Origin of the sequence: Rhizobium oryziradicis, from assembly GCF_001939045.1 — a bacterium.
Classification (GTDB): domain Bacteria; phylum Pseudomonadota; class Alphaproteobacteria; order Rhizobiales; family Rhizobiaceae; genus Allorhizobium; species Allorhizobium oryziradicis.
Genome location: NZ_MKIM01000022.1, coordinates 226,651 through 244,228, shown reverse-complemented (window position 1 = coordinate 244,228; position 17,578 = coordinate 226,651). Strand labels below are relative to the sequence as shown.

General features: G+C 55.3%; 16 protein-coding genes. 1 reads left to right on the top strand and 15 read right to left on the bottom strand.

Going from position 1 to position 17,578, the window contains the following annotated elements; all coding sequences use genetic code 11:
- Window positions 1-189 precede the first annotated feature (189 nt).
- The 4 genes from BJF95_RS04905 to BJF95_RS04890 form a co-directional block, all read right to left on the bottom strand.
- On the bottom strand, window positions 190-1,311 hold the full coding sequence (locus BJF95_RS04905) for an NAD(P)/FAD-dependent oxidoreductase (RefSeq protein ID WP_075638337.1): 1,122 nt from the start codon (window positions 1,309-1,311) through the stop codon (window positions 190-192).
- 42 nt (window positions 1,312-1,353) lie between these two features.
- Window positions 1,354-2,358: a Gfo/Idh/MocA family protein gene (locus tag BJF95_RS04900; protein WP_075638336.1), complete on the bottom strand. Its 1,005-nt coding sequence runs from the start codon at window positions 2,356-2,358 to the stop codon at window positions 1,354-1,356.
- 26 nt (window positions 2,359-2,384) lie between these two features.
- Window positions 2,385-3,908, bottom strand: coding sequence for an amino acid ABC transporter permease/ATP-binding protein (locus BJF95_RS24555; protein ID WP_075638335.1), 1,524 nt, complete (start codon window positions 3,906-3,908; stop codon window positions 2,385-2,387).
- Between the two features lie 77 nt (window positions 3,909-3,985).
- A complete protein-coding gene (locus BJF95_RS04890) occupies window positions 3,986-4,738 on the bottom strand; it encodes an ABC transporter substrate-binding protein (protein WP_139317410.1) in 753 nt (250 codons plus the stop codon).
- 320 nt (window positions 4,739-5,058) lie between these two features.
- Between BJF95_RS04890 and BJF95_RS04880 the strand changes: the two genes are divergently transcribed.
- Complete coding sequence (locus BJF95_RS04880) at window positions 5,059-6,153, top strand: LacI family DNA-binding transcriptional regulator (RefSeq protein WP_075638332.1); 1,095 nt, start codon at window positions 5,059-5,061, stop codon at window positions 6,151-6,153.
- A 301-nt stretch (window positions 6,154-6,454) separates the two neighbouring features.
- On the opposite strand, the gene BJF95_RS04875 is transcribed toward BJF95_RS04880, so the two are convergent.
- The 11 genes from BJF95_RS04875 to BJF95_RS04825 all read right to left on the bottom strand — a co-directional run bounded on the left by BJF95_RS04875 (window position 6,455) and on the right by BJF95_RS04825 (window position 17,537).
- On the bottom strand, window positions 6,455-7,366 hold the full coding sequence (locus tag BJF95_RS04875; RefSeq protein WP_075638331.1) for an ABC transporter permease: 912 nt from the start codon (window positions 7,364-7,366) through the stop codon (window positions 6,455-6,457).
- Complete coding sequence (locus tag BJF95_RS04870) at window positions 7,363-8,463, bottom strand: ABC transporter permease (RefSeq protein ID WP_075638330.1); 1,101 nt, start codon at window positions 8,461-8,463, stop codon at window positions 7,363-7,365. The genes BJF95_RS04875 and BJF95_RS04870 overlap by 4 nt, the downstream gene beginning before the upstream one ends.
- On the bottom strand, window positions 8,460-9,983 hold the full coding sequence (locus BJF95_RS04865) for an ABC transporter ATP-binding protein (protein ID WP_075638329.1): 1,524 nt from the start codon (window positions 9,981-9,983) through the stop codon (window positions 8,460-8,462). Before BJF95_RS04865 ends, BJF95_RS04870 begins: the two co-directional genes overlap by 4 nt.
- Window positions 9,984-9,985: 2 nt before the next feature.
- Window positions 9,986-11,083: a BMP family ABC transporter substrate-binding protein gene (locus tag BJF95_RS04860; protein ID WP_075638328.1), complete on the bottom strand. Its 1,098-nt coding sequence runs from the start codon at window positions 11,081-11,083 to the stop codon at window positions 9,986-9,988.
- Window positions 11,084-11,099: 16 nt separating this feature from the next.
- Window positions 11,100-12,479: an amidohydrolase gene (locus BJF95_RS04855; protein ID WP_075638327.1), complete on the bottom strand. Its 1,380-nt coding sequence runs from the start codon at window positions 12,477-12,479 to the stop codon at window positions 11,100-11,102.
- A gap of 1 nt (window position 12,480) precedes the next feature.
- Entirely contained in the window at window positions 12,481-13,122 is a 642-nt protein-coding gene (locus BJF95_RS04850) for a glutathione S-transferase family protein (RefSeq protein WP_075638326.1), read from the bottom strand.
- Window positions 13,119-13,964, bottom strand: a complete 846-nt coding sequence (locus tag BJF95_RS04845) for an aromatic ring-hydroxylating oxygenase subunit alpha (RefSeq protein ID WP_075638325.1) — start codon at window positions 13,962-13,964, stop codon at window positions 13,119-13,121. The genes BJF95_RS04850 and BJF95_RS04845 overlap by 4 nt, the downstream gene beginning before the upstream one ends.
- On the bottom strand, window positions 13,958-14,611 hold the full coding sequence (locus BJF95_RS04840; protein WP_075638324.1) for a Rieske 2Fe-2S domain-containing protein: 654 nt from the start codon (window positions 14,609-14,611) through the stop codon (window positions 13,958-13,960). The genes BJF95_RS04845 and BJF95_RS04840 overlap by 7 nt, the downstream gene beginning before the upstream one ends.
- A gap of 171 nt (window positions 14,612-14,782) precedes the next feature.
- Window positions 14,783-15,064 (bottom strand): acylphosphatase, encoded by a 282-nt coding sequence (locus BJF95_RS04835; protein ID WP_075638398.1) that lies wholly within the window; start codon window positions 15,062-15,064, stop codon window positions 14,783-14,785.
- Window positions 15,065-15,432: 368 nt separating this feature from the next.
- Window positions 15,433-16,689, bottom strand: coding sequence for a Zn-dependent hydrolase (locus BJF95_RS04830; RefSeq protein ID WP_075638323.1), 1,257 nt, complete (start codon window positions 16,687-16,689; stop codon window positions 15,433-15,435).
- Window positions 16,690-16,694: 5 nt separating this feature from the next.
- Window positions 16,695-17,537, bottom strand: a complete 843-nt coding sequence (locus BJF95_RS04825; RefSeq protein WP_075638322.1) for a BtpA/SgcQ family protein — start codon at window positions 17,535-17,537, stop codon at window positions 16,695-16,697.
- Window positions 17,538-17,578 lie beyond the last annotated feature (41 nt).

Here is a 17,578-nt window from a genome sequence, read left to right as displayed (position 1 = left end):
CTGAATTGATGCCCTCGGTCTGTGTTTCCCACCCAAACGGAGCGTTCTTTGCGCCCTTGTTACTCAAAAGCCTAAATCAAATAGTGGACACTTACAACTATTTTTATCGGGATGTGAGCCGCCGATTTAGAGCGCTATTCGATCTGAGTGAATCAGATCGGCGCTCTAAATCGGCAGCGCGCTCGAATGTCAGGCAAAGCGTTCAGGCCGGAAGGTGGCCAACATTGAGTGACGCTCTCCCGTGGCAATTTCATAGGCCAGAAGCTCACCGACAATCAGACCAAGCGTTGCGCCGCTGTGGCTGAAGGCAACGAAATAACCCGGAATGGCTTGAAGTTCGCCCAGCACCGGCTCACCATCACCTGGAATGGGTTTGCGGCCAACGCCATAGCTTTCAAGCTCAAGCTTCGGATTGCCTTCCAACACTTTCGAGGCTTCAGCCAGAAGGCCATCCAGCGTTTCCTGCCTCACCCGATAGCTGCCATCTTCCAGAGTGCCGACCTCTTCCTCGGACCAGGCAGAATCCAGCGCAAATGTGTTGTTCGGGCCGGGCCGAATGGCAATGCGCGGTGTGTTCAGCACCGCTTTCAGCGCAAGATCGACTGGTTTGGTGGTGACCAGCAGGGAAATGGGCGTGCCATCATCAATTTTCTGCCCGACATCTGCCGTCATTTTGGGCACCGATGGGCCGGTAGCAACCAGCACGGCATCGGCAAGAAAAACCGCGCCATTTGTGGTGCGGGCACCAACAGCGCGCCCGTTTTCAATCACCACACTGGCCGCCCCGGCATCGGTAATCACTTTGCCGCCGCGCTCCGAAAATTCACCGACCAGCAGCTTGATCAGGGATGGCAAATCCACCCAGCCCTCCGCCGCATTAAAAATCGCCCCCTGTGGCGTGATGGCATTGGCATTGACGCCGGGCGTGACGGTTTTAACCTCATCTGCTGCTAGATGAAGCGCATCATAGGCCAGCGTGATTTCATGCTCAAAAGCGGCCACAATCTCATTGCTGCTATCATCGGCATCCCAGGTCAGGCCGCCTTTGAAAGAGAGCCAATCCGCTCCCGGAAAGCGCTCAGCCAGTGTGCGGTATCGATCAATGCCTGCCATGCGCAAGCGATGATAAGGCTCGGAACGCATCCGTGATGAGTTCAGCCAGGACAAGGAGCGCCCCGATGCCCCATTGGCAATCGGCCCATCGTTGATCAATGTCACCTTGATACCGCGCCGCGCCAATTGCACCGCCGTGGAGGTTCCGAAAATACCGCCGCCGATCACGACAACGCTGGATATTCTGTTTTCAAACATAGGTTTTCTCTCAGTCTTTCATTCTCTGGATCTCAAATCGGCTCAGGGTTTTTCCCAGCTGTTGCTGCGGTTGGAGCGGAAAAACGCATCAATCACCTTCATATTGGCCACGGCATCGTCTAGCCCTGTCGGCAAAGGAGTGCCCGCCAGCACGGCCCGCGCAAAAGCATCACATTGCAGGCCATATTGATTGGCAGCGTTGATCTCGACGATCTCGCGCCCGCCGCCGGTCAGGTCGCGGCCATCATCAATGGTGATGGTGGTGGGTGTATCCGTTGGCGCATTGAAGGGAATGGCGATGTCAACGCGCCCTTGCGTGCCAAGCACGGTCACTTTCTGGCATAGGGAAAGCTGCGTTGCGCATGTAAAAGTGAGGTGGCGGTGGGCGGAAAATTCTGCCAAGCCGCTCATCATTCTATCGGTCTGGAATGTCTCATCCTGATCAAATAGACCAATAACCCGCTCCGGCTCTCCATCAAACACGAAGCGTGCGGTGTTGATGGCGTAACAGCCCACATCATAAAGCCCGCCTCCGCCAATGGCTTTCTGGTTTCGAACGTTGGCTGGATCATCAAGATAGTAGGAAAAGATGGTTTGAATGGCAAGGGCCGTGCCAATGCGCCCCGCCTGCACCAATTCCCGCACCATTTGCCATTGGGGATGATGGCGCACCATGAAGGCCTCAGCCACCAGCACACCCGATGTGCGGGAGGCTGAAGCGATTTGCATCGCTTCCTCCGCTGTCAGTGCAATCGGCTTTTCGCACAGCACCGGTTTGTCATTGCGGATCGCGTCCAGCGTCATCGGCATATGCAGGTGGTTGGGCAGCGGGTTATAAATGGCATCAATATCGGGATCACACAGCAAGTCTTCATAGCTGCCATAGGCTTTCGCAATGCCAAGCTCGGCTGCCACGCTTTGCGCTTTGGCCAGTGAGCGCGAGGCAATGGCGGCAACAATGCCTGTTTCTCCGGCTTGAATGGCCGGAATAACCGCTTTGATGGCGATATTGGCAGCGCCCAACACGCCCCATCGAAGTTTTCTCATAACGTTATCTGCCTTCTTTCAATGACTTACAAAACCTCTGCCAAAAAGTGCTTCAATCGCGCACTTTGAGGATTGTCAAAAATGGCTTCCGGTGAACCCGCTTCCACCACTTTGCCCTCGTCCATGAAAATCACCTGATCGGCCACCCGGCGGGCAAAGCCCATTTCGTGGGTGACCACCACCATGGTCATGCCCCGCTCACCCAGATCGGCCATCAGGTTCAAAACACCTTTGACCAGTTCTGGATCAAGCGCCGAGGTGACTTCATCAAACAGGATCACCTCCGGTTCCATCGCCAATGCGCGGGCAATGGCCACCCGCTGCTGTTGCCCGCCCGAGAGCCCACCGGGACGATGATCTTTGCGGCTTTCCAGCCCGACATCGCGCAATCTGGCCAAGGCAATCCGCTCGGCTTCCGAGCGCGACAGACCTTTGATCTTGGTGAGCGACAACATGACATTGTCGAGCGCGGAATGATCGGGAAACAGGTTGAAATGCTGAAACACCATGCCGACCTTGCGGCGCAACTTTTCGGGCTTCATGGTCAGAATGCTGCTGCCATCCAGCAAAATATCGCCGCCCTTTGGCTCGACCAATCGGTTAAGGCAGCGCAAAAGCGTGGATTTTCCAGAGCCTGAAGGGCCAATGATGCAGGTGACCGTGCCGGGCTTGACCGTGAGATCAACACCTTTCAGCACGTCCAGTGTGCCATAGGCCATCGTCAACCCACGCACATCCAGGCTGCCGCCGGTAAAGGTGATCTCCTTGGCCGCAACCTTTGTATGATCAACGGCTTCTGCCAGTTCGCTGACTTCTGCAAGACCGCTGACAGCTTCGCTGGCGGGCTTTTTACCGAGCCGCAGACGCGTATCAATGGTGTTGACCAGATGGGTGAGGGGTACGGTGATGATCAGATAAAACACGCCTGCCAGCAGCAGCGGCGAGAGATTGCCTGTGACCACGGCCTGATCTTGCCCGACGCGAAAAATCTCACGCTCGGATGCCAAAAGACCCAGAAAATAAACGAGGCTTGAATCTTTCACATTGCCGATGAACTGGTTGACCAAGGCTGGCAACACCCGGCGCACGCCTTGCGGCACAATGATCAGCCGCATGCCCTGACCATAGCTCATGCTCAGTGCCCTGCAGGCTTCCAACTGGCCTCGATCAACGCTTTGAATGCCGGAGCGGAAGATTTCGCCAATATAGGCCCCGGCAATCAGGCTCAGAGCCAGAATGCCAAGCGGATAAGGCGAAGGCCCCCACAGGTCACGTGCGATGCGGGCAAAGCCCTGTCCAATCAGCAAAATGGTAACAATAGCGGGCAGGCCGCGAAAAATATCCGTATAAATCCGCGCTGGAATGCGTAAGTACGGCGAGCGCGAAATGCCCATAATGGCGAGGATCATGCCAATCACCACGCCAATCACCGTCGAGGCGAAGGCCAAAATCAGGGTATTTTTCAAGCCAACCGTAATCATGGCAGGCAGCACTTCTGCCATCGCATCCCAATCGAGAAAACTGCGACGCAGTGTTTCAAGCCATTCCATTCAAACGTCCTTCCCGATGATAATGATGTGCCTGAAAGCCCCCGGTTGGCACTCGCAGCCAACCGGGCGTTGCTCCATCAAGGCTTGGGAAGGTATTCGGCAGGCATCGGCGAGCCGGGGAACCATTTTTCGTAAAGCTTTTTCCAGGTGCCATCCTGCATGGCGGCGTGCAGACCCTTGTTGAGGCCCTCGCGCAGCGCGTCATTGCCTTTACGCACCACAAAGCCCGCAGGTGCATCGAAGCTTGGAATGTTGATGGCAATTTTCAGCGCCTTGAAACGCGCCGTGTAGTCCTTGGCGGCCTCGTAGTCGAGGAAATGGGCATCGATTGTGCCATTGTTCAAGGCAGAGACCGCAGAATTGTTATCCGGGAATTTCACAAGGTCTGTGTCCTTGAAATTCTTGGTGGCATAAATTTCCTGCAACGTGCCTTGCACCACGCCCAAGCGCTTGCCCTTCAGGCTGGCAGCGTCCGTGATTTTTGCGTCGGGCGTCAGCACCGAGAGATAGCCTGCCAGATACCCATCGGAGAAATCGACGGTTTTCTTGCGTGCTTCAGTGGTGCCAATCGCTGCAACTGCCACATCAAAACGGCCATTGGCCACAGATGGCATCAAGGCCGAAAATTCCTGCCCGGTGAAAACAACCTGGTCTTTCTTAAACCCCATGCGCTCGGCAACATTGAGAAAAAGCTCGATGTCAAAGCCGGTGAATTTTCCATCCGACGTGATGAATGTATAGGGCTTGGCATCGCCCATGGTGCCAACACTGATCACCTTGGGATCAATCAATCCATAGGGATTGTCAGCGGCAGCCGCCTGCTGTCCCATCAATCCTGTGAGGGCAAGAGCAACCGCCATAACCGTGCCGCGTGCCCTTCGTGAAATTTCGCTTCTGATGATGCTCATTGTCATTGTTCTCCGCTCTGGTGATTGTTTTTATAGCCTGGATACATGCGTGGATCAGGCGCAGGCTTCCCACCCGGATGAATGGCTGCGACCACCCATCCGGCCAATGCGTGTTGCATGCCGGTTTCTTATTTTTTAAATAGAGACCGGTCTCTTTTAAGATTGAGACCGGTCTCTTTCCGATTTGATAATTGTTATATTCGCATTGACCCGCCGTCAATATCCCTTATAGAGCTATTATCATGGAACAGTCGCCGATCAAAAAATCATCCGTCACCGTTGCCGATGTGGCCAGAGCCGCAGGTGTTTCCAAAGCCACGGCTGCACGCGTGCTGGGCAGCTACGGTACCGTGAGCGATGCTGTTCGCGCCAAGGTCTCGGAAGCGGCGGCCGCGTTGGGTTACCGACCCAATGAATTGGCCCGCAGCATGACAACAGGGCGCTCTGGCACCATCGGTGTCGTGGTGGGTGATATTGAGAATCCGTTTTTCAGCTCTGCGGTGCGCGGCATTGCCGATGTGGCGAGACTGGCTGGGTTTACCGTGATTCTGACCAATTCTGGCGAGGATATCGCGGCGGAAAAGGCAGCCATCCGAACACTGTTGGCCAAGCGTGTCGATGGGTTGATCGTCTCGGCGGCCAGCACAAGCGATTTCGAACATCTGTTGGAGATTCCGGACTCTGGCTGTCCGCTTGTCTTGCTGGATCGTGCTATTTCCGGCATCGAAGTCGATACGGTGACAACGGACGACCGCGCCGCAGCGGAACAGGCGACAGATATTCTCATTCGTAAAGGCCATCGTACCATGGCTTACATCACGGCTTGTGATACACCGGATCACCGCCTTCATACGCTCAATGATCTGCAAACGGGCTCTGTTCGGCAGCGTGTCGAAGGTTTTGTTGCGGTTTGTGCGGATGCTGGCATCGCAGCTCCGCTTGAGATGGTCCATCTCGGAGCCAATGGTCGGGAGAAATGCGCAAAAATCGCCCTTGAACTGCTGCAATCTCCACAAAAACCCAGCGCGATTATCGCATCAGACAGTCTGATTGCCTTGGAAGTCTTTAAAGCTGTGCAACAACTCGGCCTATCCATCCCGAAGGATGTTTCACTGATTGCTTTCCATGATGCTGATTGGACAGCGGTGACATCGCCGCCGATTACGGTTATTGGTCAACCTGTGTATCTACTGGGTGAGACTGTGGCCTCTCTGTTGATCGAGAGGATCAATGGTGCCGAGCTTCAGGCCCGGCGTATTGTGCTGCCCACCGAATTGATTGAGCGGAAATCTGTCGACGCACCTATTGAAGTGGTCTCATCGCGGCCCGCGCGTTAAGCGTTAGGTCGTCGAGACTGAGCTTCCGGGTGTGGGGTTGGCTTTGCGGTCACCATGGGCCGCAGAATTCAGTTGAGATCGCGATGCAACTCCGCCCATTTTCGAATAAATCCGATGCTCTAATTCCGTGTCCAGGAAACCTGGCAGCAGGCTACAGCGAGATTTCAAGCGCGCAGCATGAAAAATTTACAGGGTAGGGGGCACTCGTTCCAAATTCGGTCCCTGCAACAGAGCCCAAATCAGGGACTGTCCACAAATGCCAAACCGGCACTATTCAGACATGACGATGCCGATTCAACAACTAACGTTCAAATGTTTCGCCAAGCGAAGCGATGCTGTTGAGCTTGAGAAGGCGGCGGTTGGAGGAAATAACACCGAGAGCAAGGATCGTGACCAGATAGGGCAGGCTTGAAAGAAGCTGGGAGGGGATGGCGATCCCGGTTGTCTGCGCTGCTAGGCCCATGAGAGACACGGCACCAAAGAGACAAGCGCCCAGGAAAATTCGACCCGTAAGCCAGGTTCCGAACACCACCAATGCAATGGCAATCCAGCCGCGCCCGGCGATCATGCCATCTGCCCAAAGTGGCGTATAGACTGTTGACGCATAGGCCCCTGCGAAGCCCGCCATGGCACCACCAAAGGCGATGGCCGCAACGCGAATGGCAATGACGGGATATCCAATGGCGCGGGCCGCTTTGGGGTTTTCACCCACCGCCCGCAGGATCAGACCCACTTTAGAGCTGGAAAACGCAATGCCGATGGCCAATGTGGCGGCGAGGGTGAGCCAAACGATGATATCCTGCCGAAACAATCCGCCAATGACGGCCAGATCAGAAATCCACGGAATTTCAAGTTTCGGCAAGGCTTTAACGGTCATGCTTTCATAGGCTTTGCCAAACAATGCCGAGAGCCCCTGTCCGAAAATACCAATCGCAAGCCCCGTCGCAACCTGATTTGCCCGGAAGCCGAGCGCTACGAACGCAAAGACCAGGGACAGCGCCACGCTTGCCACAGCGGCGGCCAGAAATGCCAAGACGTGCCCGCCACCATTGTGAACGATGATAAAGGCCAATGATGCGCCCAGCGCCATCATGCCCTCAACCCCGAGATTGATGACGCCTGCGCGCTCAGCCACCATTTCTCCCAATGCTGCCAGCAGAAACGGCGTGGCAGCCGCGAGCATGCCTGCCAGAATATACTCAATTGCATTCATGACGGCATCCTCGTTGAAGCATTGTGCCATTCCAGTCGATAGCGCACAAAAGCTGCCGCGATGAGATAACACAGCAGAAGACTGCCCTGAAACACCCGGACAGCCGCAATTGGCAAATCTGCCGACACCATGGCATTGTCGCCGCCGATATAAAGCACGGCCATCACCAGTGAAGACACAAGGATGCCCAGCGGATGCAATCCGCCCAGATAGGCGACGATGATTGCCGCATAGCCATAGCCTGTGGAGATTGAGCGTTGCAATTGGCCAATCGGGCCTGCCACTTCCGCGGCACCCGCAAGCCCTGCGGCAAAACCGCCGATGAGGAGAGAAATCCAGATTGCCCGACCGCCTGAAAAGCCCGCATAGCTTGCGGCTCTTGGGGCAAGGCCGCCAACCTGCAATTTATAGCCCTGAAAGCTGCGCTGCATGAACAACCAAGCCAGCAGCGACAAGGCCAAGGCAATCAACAAAGAAAGGTTAACCCGTGTATTGGCAAACAGGATGGGAATCATCGCATCCGCTTGAAACATCACCGATTGCGGGAAGTTAAAGCCATCTGGGTCTTTCCAGGGGCCGAGCAGCAGGTAATTCAAAAGCTGTTCAGCAACGAGGCTGAGCATCAGGGACACGAGAATCTCGCTGGCATTGAGCCTGACACGCCAGAATGCGGTTATCGCGGCCCATAATGCCCCGCCGAGTGCGCCCAAAAGCAGCATTGCGGGCCAGATCCAGCCGCCCTCAATATCATTGAACCAGACCGGGATGGAGGATGCGAAAATCGCGCCAATGATAAATTGGCCTTCGGCACCGATGTTAATGACTTTTGCGCGAAAGCCTATGGCGAGCCCTTGTGCGATCAGCAACAGCGGGCTTGTTTTGAGCAGAACTTCAGAAAACGTCGCCCATGACAAAAACGGCTCCACCAGCATGGCGTGAAACACGGCGAGCGGGTCTTTGCCGATGATCAGGTAGAGCGCAAGGTTTAAAACCGTTGCCACCAAAAGCGCGATGAGTGGAGCTGTAAATGCCACCGCAAGAGAGGCCTGATCACGACGAACGAGGTGCGGCAAACGATCCAGAACTGCTGTGATCATGGCTGAAGGCTCTCCGCACCATTGTCTGCGCCGATCATGTAACGGCCAATGTCTTCCACTTGGATGTGTGCCGTCTCAAGCCGAGGGCTGAGCGTGCCGCCATTCAGAACCTGAATAAAGTCAGAGAGTTCGAAAAGCTCTTCTATCTCTTCGGAGATCAACAGAATGGCAACGCCCTGATTGCGCAGGGTCATTAGCCGCTGACGAATGGCGATGGTCGCCCCAATATCAACGCCCCAAGTCGGCTGTACGACAAACAAAAGCTTCGGAGCGAGCATGATTTCTCTCCCGACAATGAATTTTTGCAGGTTGCCACCAGACAGTGAACCAGCCTCGGATGTTGGCCCCGAGGTGCGAACGTCGAAATCACGAATGCAGGTTTCTGCAAAGGCTGTCGCTTGAGTGTTGTTGATGAGACCGTAGTGGAGAAGGCCCGTACCATGGGCGGTCAAAAGCCCGTTTTTGATAAGAGACAGCTCCGGCACGGCACCACGGCCAAGTCGATCTTCGGGCACAAACGCGAAGCCCAACTTTCTGCGCTCGGCGGCATTGAATGTGCCAACCGGCTGTCCCATCATCTGTATTTGGTCGCTTTTTTGCTCCGATAAAACGCTCTCGCCGGAAATCAACGCCGCCAGCTCACCTTGCCCATTGCCGGATATGCCAGCAATGCCCAGAATTTCTCCGGCTCTGACTTCCAGCGTGACTTTGGAGAGCGCGACGGCAAAGGGATCGTCGGGTTGATAATCAAGTCCGATCAATTCCAGCCGTTTCTCGCCCACTGGCATTGGCTGGGCTGCGATGGGCTGCGGCATATCGCGGCCAATCATCATGCGCGCGAGGTCTTTGGCGTCGTGATCGCGTGGGTCGATATTTCCAGTCACCTGTCCTGCACGCAAGATGGTGGCGCGGTCGCACAGGGCGCGGATTTCCTCCAGTTTGTGCGAGATGAAGAGAATGGACACGCCGCCGTCGCGTAGCCGTCGCAGCGTGTCAAACAGTTTTTCCACCGCCTGCGGCGGCAATACCGAGGTCGGCTCGTCCAGGATGAGAAGCTTGGGATTGGTCATCAGGCATCGAATAATCTCAACCCGCTGCCTCTCCCCCACTGACAGCATATGGACATGTGCAAGCGGATCAACCGTGAGACCGAAATCTCGACCCAGGGCTTGTATGCGCTCTATCAGAACGGCTCGCCGGCCGGGCACGACCAGCGATACGTTTTCTACCACGGTCAGCGTTTCAAACAGCGAAAAATGCTGAAACACCATGCCAATGCCCTGCTGCCTGGCATCCGAAGGGGAGGGTAGGGAAATGGGCTTTCCCTGCCAGATCATCTCGCCAGCATCCGGGGTTTCCACGCCATAGATCAGCTTCATCAGCGTGGATTTGCCCGCGCCGTTTTCGCCCAAAATTGCGTGTATGGATTGGGGGGCTACTTCCAGATCAATGCCACGATTGGCATGGATCTGGTCGTAGCTTTTCGAAATGCCCTTTAAGGCCAGAAGAGGTGTTGCCATGGTTATTTCGGCAGTGGCGACGTGACGCCCTTGACGTGCCAGTTCATCGCGACAATCTCGCCATCGGTCATGGTTTTGCCCGCAGCAACACCCTCACTGCCATCTTGTTTGCTAATTGGGCCTGTGAAGGGCGAGAAACTGCCATCAGCAATTTTTGCTTCAACAGATTTGATTTTGCTCATGACATCGGCCGGGATGGCCGGGTTCCAATCCACAACCTCAACAACTTTATCTGCGACGCCGAGGAAGGCATTTGCCCCCTTGAATTTGCCCGCCAGATGAGCGTCCACCGATGCCTTGAAGAAGGGCGACCAATCGGTGAGCACGCAACCGAGATAGGATTTCGGGGCATATTTCTTCATGGATGAGTTGAGGTTGAAGGCGTAAACACCTGCCTCTTCGCATGCCGCAATCACCGACGGTGTATCCTGGGCATTGGAGAAAATCACGTCACATTTTTGCGCGATCAGCGATTTGGCGGCTTCCTGTTCCTTGGCTGGGTCAAACCATGAGTTTACCCAGACAACCGATACTTCGATTTTTGGGTTTACGGCTTGCGCACCGAGGACAAAGGCGTTGATGGACGTGATCAGTTCTGGAATGGCAAAAGCCGAAACAGAGCCAAGCTTGCCGGTTTTTGAAAGGGCCGCTGCCGCCATGCCCATGAGATAGGTGCCCTGGAAATATTTTGCAGCGAAAGGCGAGAAGTTCGGCGCAACCTTAAAGCCGGACGCATGCAGCACAGACACATCGGGATGGCGTTTGGCCAGCTGCAAAGCGCCGTTTTGATAGCCAAAAGATCCTGCAATCAGGAACTTGTTGCCGTCGGTGATTGTCTTGTTCATGATGCGGTCTGCATCAGGCCCTTCAGCGATGTTCTCGATGATGGTGACCTTCACCTTGTCGCCATAGGCAGCCTTGATCGGCTCCAAACCATCGGCAAGGGCACGCCCCCAACCCACATCACCAATCGGCGACGGCACAACAAGCGCAATGCCAAGCGGAGCAGCGGCTGCCGCGCTGCGCACGCCAAGCGTGGCGGCGACACCGCCCAAGGCAACGCTTTTCATCAAAGTTCTACGGGTCAATCGATCGCGCATTCCAGTTCCCTTTTTTCTATATTTCGATGGTTGAAAGTGTGGCTTCCGCGTCAGCCGCAAGTTTGGCCTCATCCAGGCCTGGGAACTCTCCCTTTTCCCAGGCAATCCGGCCGTTGATCATGGTCAAATCGGTGGTCGTGCCAATGCCAACCTTGGCAATCAGGCTTAGCGGATCATGGCGTGTGCCCACATAGTCCATCCGCCGGGTATCAATGGCGAACAAATCAGCCGCCATGCCCGGTGCCAACCGCCCGATGTGCGTGCGGCCAAGCAGGTCGGCCCCGCCCTTGGTGGCGTAATCGAGGAAATCGGCAGGTGGCGGCACGGCATGATTGCGCTTTGATGCCACAAGGCATTGCAGCATATAGGCAGAATGGACACAGTGCATCAGGTTGGAGTTGTCATTCGATGCTGCGCCGTCACATCCCAGACCAAGGCGCACCCCGAAAGCCGCCATGGCCGGAATGTCGGTGACCTCGGCACCCACCAGATACACCGGCTCCGGGCAATGGGAGACGCCGGTTTTGCTCAACGCCATCTTTTGCAGCTCACTGTGGTGCAGCTCCCAGCAATGGGCATAGAATGTATCGGGTCCGGCAAAGCCGATCTCTTCCAGATAATCCACCGTGCGCATGCCATGCCGTGCTTCGATGACGGGGCTTTCACCTTCGCCGACATGGGTATGCAGCAGCACGCCACGGTCTCGCGCCAGCGCAACCGATTCCACAAATGTCTCGCGATAGGCGTTGACTGGTTGGCACGGAGCCACGACGACTTGGCGCATGCTAAAAGGGGAGGCATCGTGATAGCTATCAATCAATCGTGCACAATCAGCAATGAATTCATCGGTGGTTTCCAGCATGGCATCTGGAATGGTCGAGCCTTCGGATTTTGGCAGCGTATTGCCGCCACGCCCTGCGTGAAAGCGCATTCCCAACAGCTCTGCTGCCTCAAACTGTCGGTCAATCAAGCGTTTTCCCGCATGGCGGGGAAAGCAATATTGATGGTCAAAGGCCGTGGTGCAGCCATGCTTGATCAATTCGGCCATGGCCGTGACAGATGAGTGATAGAAGCAATCTTCCGTAAGCCTTGAGAAGATCGGATAGATGCGATCGAGCCATTCGATCACCGACAGTTTCGTCCAGTCCAGCTCCGCACGATTGCGCACGAACGTCTGGAAGAAATGGTGATGCGTGTTGACAAGGCCCGGATACACAAACCAGCCTGATGCATCCTTGAGGATGGTGTCGTTGGCCTGGTGATCAACATGGATGTCGGCGCCAATGGTGTGAATGGCGGGACCATCGGTTAAAATATCGACATTGCGCAAAACAGATGGGCCAAGCCCATCCTCTACCACCACGGCTGCACAGTTTTTGAAAAGATAGCGCACCATGTCAAACCGGTTCCGGTTTCAATTCGTGAAGCCTGTGTATGCCCGGCATTTCAATAAAGCCGTCGAGCGCGCGAATGGCACGAAGCCAAAGGCGAATGGATGGATAATGGTCCAGCGAAACACTGCCATCCGGTGCCAGCGCCACATAGGGAAAGCAGGCAATGTCTGCAATCGTGGGGCGATCTGATGTGAGAAAGGCCTCGCCGCGCAGGCGCTGCTCAACCAGAGCCGCTTCCAGTTCGCGAAGCGCTGCTTTGCCTGCCGTCTGAGCGGCCGCAAGATCACCGGGGCGTTGCAACATTTCGATCAGGCGGGCAGCGCCCAGAGATGCCGTCAGGCGCTGGGAAAAACACAGCCATTGATGCACACGCGCTGTTTGCTGCGGGGTTGCATTGCCGAGCCATTCGGGAGCCTTTTGAGCGGCAATGTAAGCCAACATGGCCGACGATTCCGTTAGCAAAAGATCGCCATCTTCAAGAATGGGAATGGAGCCAGCCGGGTTCAGCGCGAGAAGATCTGGGCTTAAATGTTCACGGCCGGGATGAAAATCGACCGCATGCAAGCTCAGCTCAGTCTTTGTCAATGCGGCCAGCAGGCGAACCTTATAGCAGCTTGGGGAGAGAATATAATCGTAGAGTTTCATTGGGCCACCAGCTGTGCGCCATAGGTATAATGATGCCGCTTCAGCCAGCGCCGATAGGCAACAGAGGTGAGATCGGCCCGCGTGGGAATTTCCATGCCGGGGTCCAGCGGCAAAAGACGCGGGATCTGGTTTTCGAGGATTGAGCGGTCTTGCAGAAAGATCATCTGCTGAAAGTGGATCAGGTCCGTCATGGGCGTGGTGTCATCAAACAATGCCATCCATGGCCAGACATCGCACAGATCTTCCGCCAACGGCTGTACAAACAGCGTGATCACATCCCATTCGCCGGGCCGTGGTGGGGAGGTTTTATAAAGAACCGAACATGTTGGTGCAGGCACACGATACATATAATCTGTCGTGATGCCATTTTCCGCAGATTTTGCAGCTTGCGGTTGGAAAAACTTGATCTGTGTTGCCCAGACCTCGTCCGCATCCTCGCGGATTTCAACCTTGTAATTCTCAACTTCTGTATGGGGTTCCGCCCCCAGAATATCGGTATGCACAAACGGAAAATGTGCAATATCGAGAAAATTCTCAACCGCCCTCAAAGGCGAACACCGCACCCTAACAACGCCCACATCAACCAGACGACGACCGGCTTGCTCGGCTTCTGGAATGTCAAACAATGGCTTGTTGGGCGTGCCAAGCGAGGTCCAAACATGTCCGTAACGCTCGATGACGGGCAGGGCGCGTCCCTCGCCGGTGACAGCTTCAGCTTTGCCGTCAATGCCTTTTGCAACACGGATCGGATGACCCATCAAAACGGTGTTGCGGCCTGCCGTATCAAGCTGACTGATCATGCCGACTGGATACCACTCATCCACCATTGGCCCACTCAACATGCATCTTTCCTCAAATCGATCGCTTCAGCTGTTCTGCGCAAGGCTTCAATATGACGCGAGAGTGTGATGCGGGTGCTGACCGGTGTGTCCTGATCAACAAGAATATGCGTCAGCGTCTCACACGCACTTTGCGCCACCAGCAGAAGACAGATGTTTTCTCCGGCAAGGGTGCAGGAGATCACGCCATTGTCGTCGGCTTTCGCCCCGGCGGCTGTTTCCAAAGCCGTGATCCCGGCTTCAACCATGATGGTCTTCAACGGAATCCTTGACGGGAACGTCGGAGGTTCCAGGCTGGGTTGTTCGCGTGCAACCCAAATGATGCCATCACGCTCATTGACCACGCTATTGTGCAGATGAATGGTTTCAGGCGGAACAAGGCCGGGATGTGCGGGAATACGCTGACAGCGTCCATCGCTCGCAAAGCTCCAACCATGGTAGATGCAGGAGAGCGTTTCTCCACGCACGAAGCCATAGGAAAGTCTCATGCCACGATGCGGACAGCGTTCCGCACTGGCCGCCAGCACACCAGATTGACTTCGCCATAGCGCAATTCTGCTGTCTGGTATCCAGGCCGGAACCACGGTTGCTTTCGGCACGTCGGCGGACAATGCTACCGGCACCCATTGATCGTTTTTATACCGCAGCATGGTCACATCAACCCGAAATCTCTGGTGTCACGTCAGGCAAAGAGCCAGCTTGAATGGGCTAAATACACTGATATATCTGCGACGTTTGCACAAAAACTCCGCAATTGCAACAATGACCATAATATGTGCAAAGAACAATTTTGCGCTGATTTTACTTTTGGTTGTAAGGAGTTAAAGAGGTGCGTCCTCGCGCTGCATTTCGGTCGGTGCGCGTACAATCGTTTCCACCCACACATCGATCGGACCGAGCCAGCAGCCAATTTCCATTGCGTCAATCAGCTCCGGCGGCCCCTCCAGGATCAGGTCAATGCTGCCATTGCCCATCTGGGAAATCCTCTGCGTTAGCCCAAGTTTTTGGGCGTGTTTTTGTATCCATGGCAAAAAAGATGCCGCCCCGACATCGCCAGATATCGATAGCTTTTCGCATGTATTGCACGAGTTAAGTGGCGTCATTCTGCTGCTTTGATTGATTGAAGTGTCCATACTCATTTTGGGGACTTATGCCGCATTGACTATTTAACTTTTTGAGCCACATGGCAATGCCACGTCCTGCCTGCAAGAAAATCGGCAACAAGATTGCGGCAGGCGTGCACCGTTGGGGTCATCACGATAAACGTCGTGCCGGAAATTGCGCTACCGAGAAACTCATTTCGACATTTTTTTTGCGATTGTCGCGGTTTCGGATGTAGATCCCCTCGATACGACGTGCCGCGCGCAACCTATGCTGCCGAACTGTCGTTGCATTGGCACGGCAATCGATCGGCAGCACGTCGGCCAACAGCGATCCAAATAAAGGCGTTTGGGCGCAATGTGCTTGGGCATTAGCCCCCTACGAGTATCAAGCTGGATGCCAACAGCATTTGCGCGCCTGCAATACAATGGACAGGTTTCACATATTCCGCCTCATTGTGGCTTAGTCCGTCACGGCATGGTGTGAAAATCATGGCAGAGGGTGCGACACGATTGATGAACAGCGCATCGTGAAATGCCCCGGATACCATGGATTTATAGGCAAAATTGGCAGTCGTGGCGGCGTTCTTTAGTACGCTCACCAGCGCGTCCGGGAAACGGGCAGGAGCCATATCAAAGAGCTGGTTGACGGCAAGATCACATCCATTCTCAGCTGCATGGTCCTGCAAGACTTTGCGTATCCTCGCTTCAATCAGCTCCAGTTGCTCGGAATTCGGGTGGCGGATATCCAGCGAAAACGTAACAGATGCCGGAATGGCATTAATGGCTCCCGGCTCCAGCGAAAACCGACCCACGGTCAGGCGAGATTGGGGATCTTTCGGCATGATGTCATCGTAAAGCACATTCAAGCTAGAAACGGCCGCCCGCATGGGGTCTTTGCGATAGGAGAGCGCCGTCGTGCCCGCATGGGCAGTTTGGCCCGAGATGGTGACTTGCAGCCAGCGGGTCCCCTGTATGCCGGTGACGATGCCGATGGGGAGGCCCTCTTTTTCCAAAGACGGCCCTTGCTCGATATGCACCTCGAGATAGGCCGAGATCGGAAACCCAAGCGGCCTCATGGCGGCACCTTGCAAATCAGCGAGGGTTTGCGCCAATTCATCAGCAAACAGCGCGCCATCTGTCGCCTTTGCGCTCTGCCAGGCTTGTGGAATGGATTTTTGCGAAAAAGCCATGGAGCCCATGCATCCCGGCGCAAAACGGCAGCCTTCCTCATTGGTAAAGGCGACGACTTCTACTGTGCGCTCGGTCTCTATGCCATGATCTTGCAATGTTTCGAGCACTTCAAAAGCGCAGAGCGTGCCAAGCGCACCATCAAACCGCCCGCCAGAGGGTTGGCTGTCGAGATGGCTGCCGATCAAAAGCGGCGGTAAATTCGGATCCAGCCCCTCGCGTCGAACGAACAGATTGGCGATCGGGTCTTGATAGATCGAAAATCCGCGCGCCCGACCAAGATTGGCCAGCAATTGCCGCGCCTGACGATCAAGCACCGTCAGGGCCTGCCGATTAACACCGCCTTTGGGCGTTGCGCCAATCGCGGCGAATTGATCCAATCGGGCCAAAAGACGCTCGCCATTGACCTCTAACCGTCCGTTTCCAGCATCTGCCATTGTGTTCACGCCTCTAAACCCGGTTGCGCTGCTGCCACAAAGGCCTTGACGCGCTCAATATCCACCGGGTTCCACCAGACATCACCATGCTTGAGTGATGAGGCAACGATCACGCCATTGGTGCGTTTGAGAATGTCAACGATATTGTCTTTTGAAACCCCGGAACCAACCAGCAACGGCAAATGGGTGGCGGCTCCAATCTCTTCGATCTCCTCCATCGTCGCCGTATTGCCCGTGCGTTGGCCGGTGGCAATCACCGCATCGGCATCGAAAAAGGCGAGATCGCGGGTCAATTCCTGAATGGTCCGGTCAGCAGTAATCGCATGCGCGCCGTGCTTGACGTGGCTGTCCGCAAACACCTTGATATGCTCGGCTCGCAGCATGGAACGGTAGCGCATGGCTTCTGCCGCGCGTCCTTCCATGAATCCCTCATTGGCCACATAGGCATTGGCCCATTGATTGACCCGCACAAATTTGGCCCCGCCCGCCATGGCAATGGCAAAGGCCGGAATGGGCGCATTGGCCAGCACATTGATGCCGAGCGGCACGCCAACGGCGCGGCAGATGCGGTCCGTGACCACGCTCATGAAGGCGGAGGTTTCCGGCCCGATGTCATCCGGCTTGGAAAAGGGAATGTCGCCGTGGTTTTCAATGATCAGCCCATGCAGGCCGCCCTCAATCAGCGCCTCGGCATCTCGCATGCAGGCATCGTAAATCTCGCTCATGCTGGCACTTTGATAGCGCGGGGCGCCGGGAAAGGCCGGGCAATGGATCATGCCGATCAACGCCTTGTCGCGGCTAAAAATTTCTCGCATAGTGCTTGAGGTCTTGTCGGATATGGTCACCATTTCTCTTCCCTTTTGAAAGTCCGGTCTTTTTGAAAGTTTAC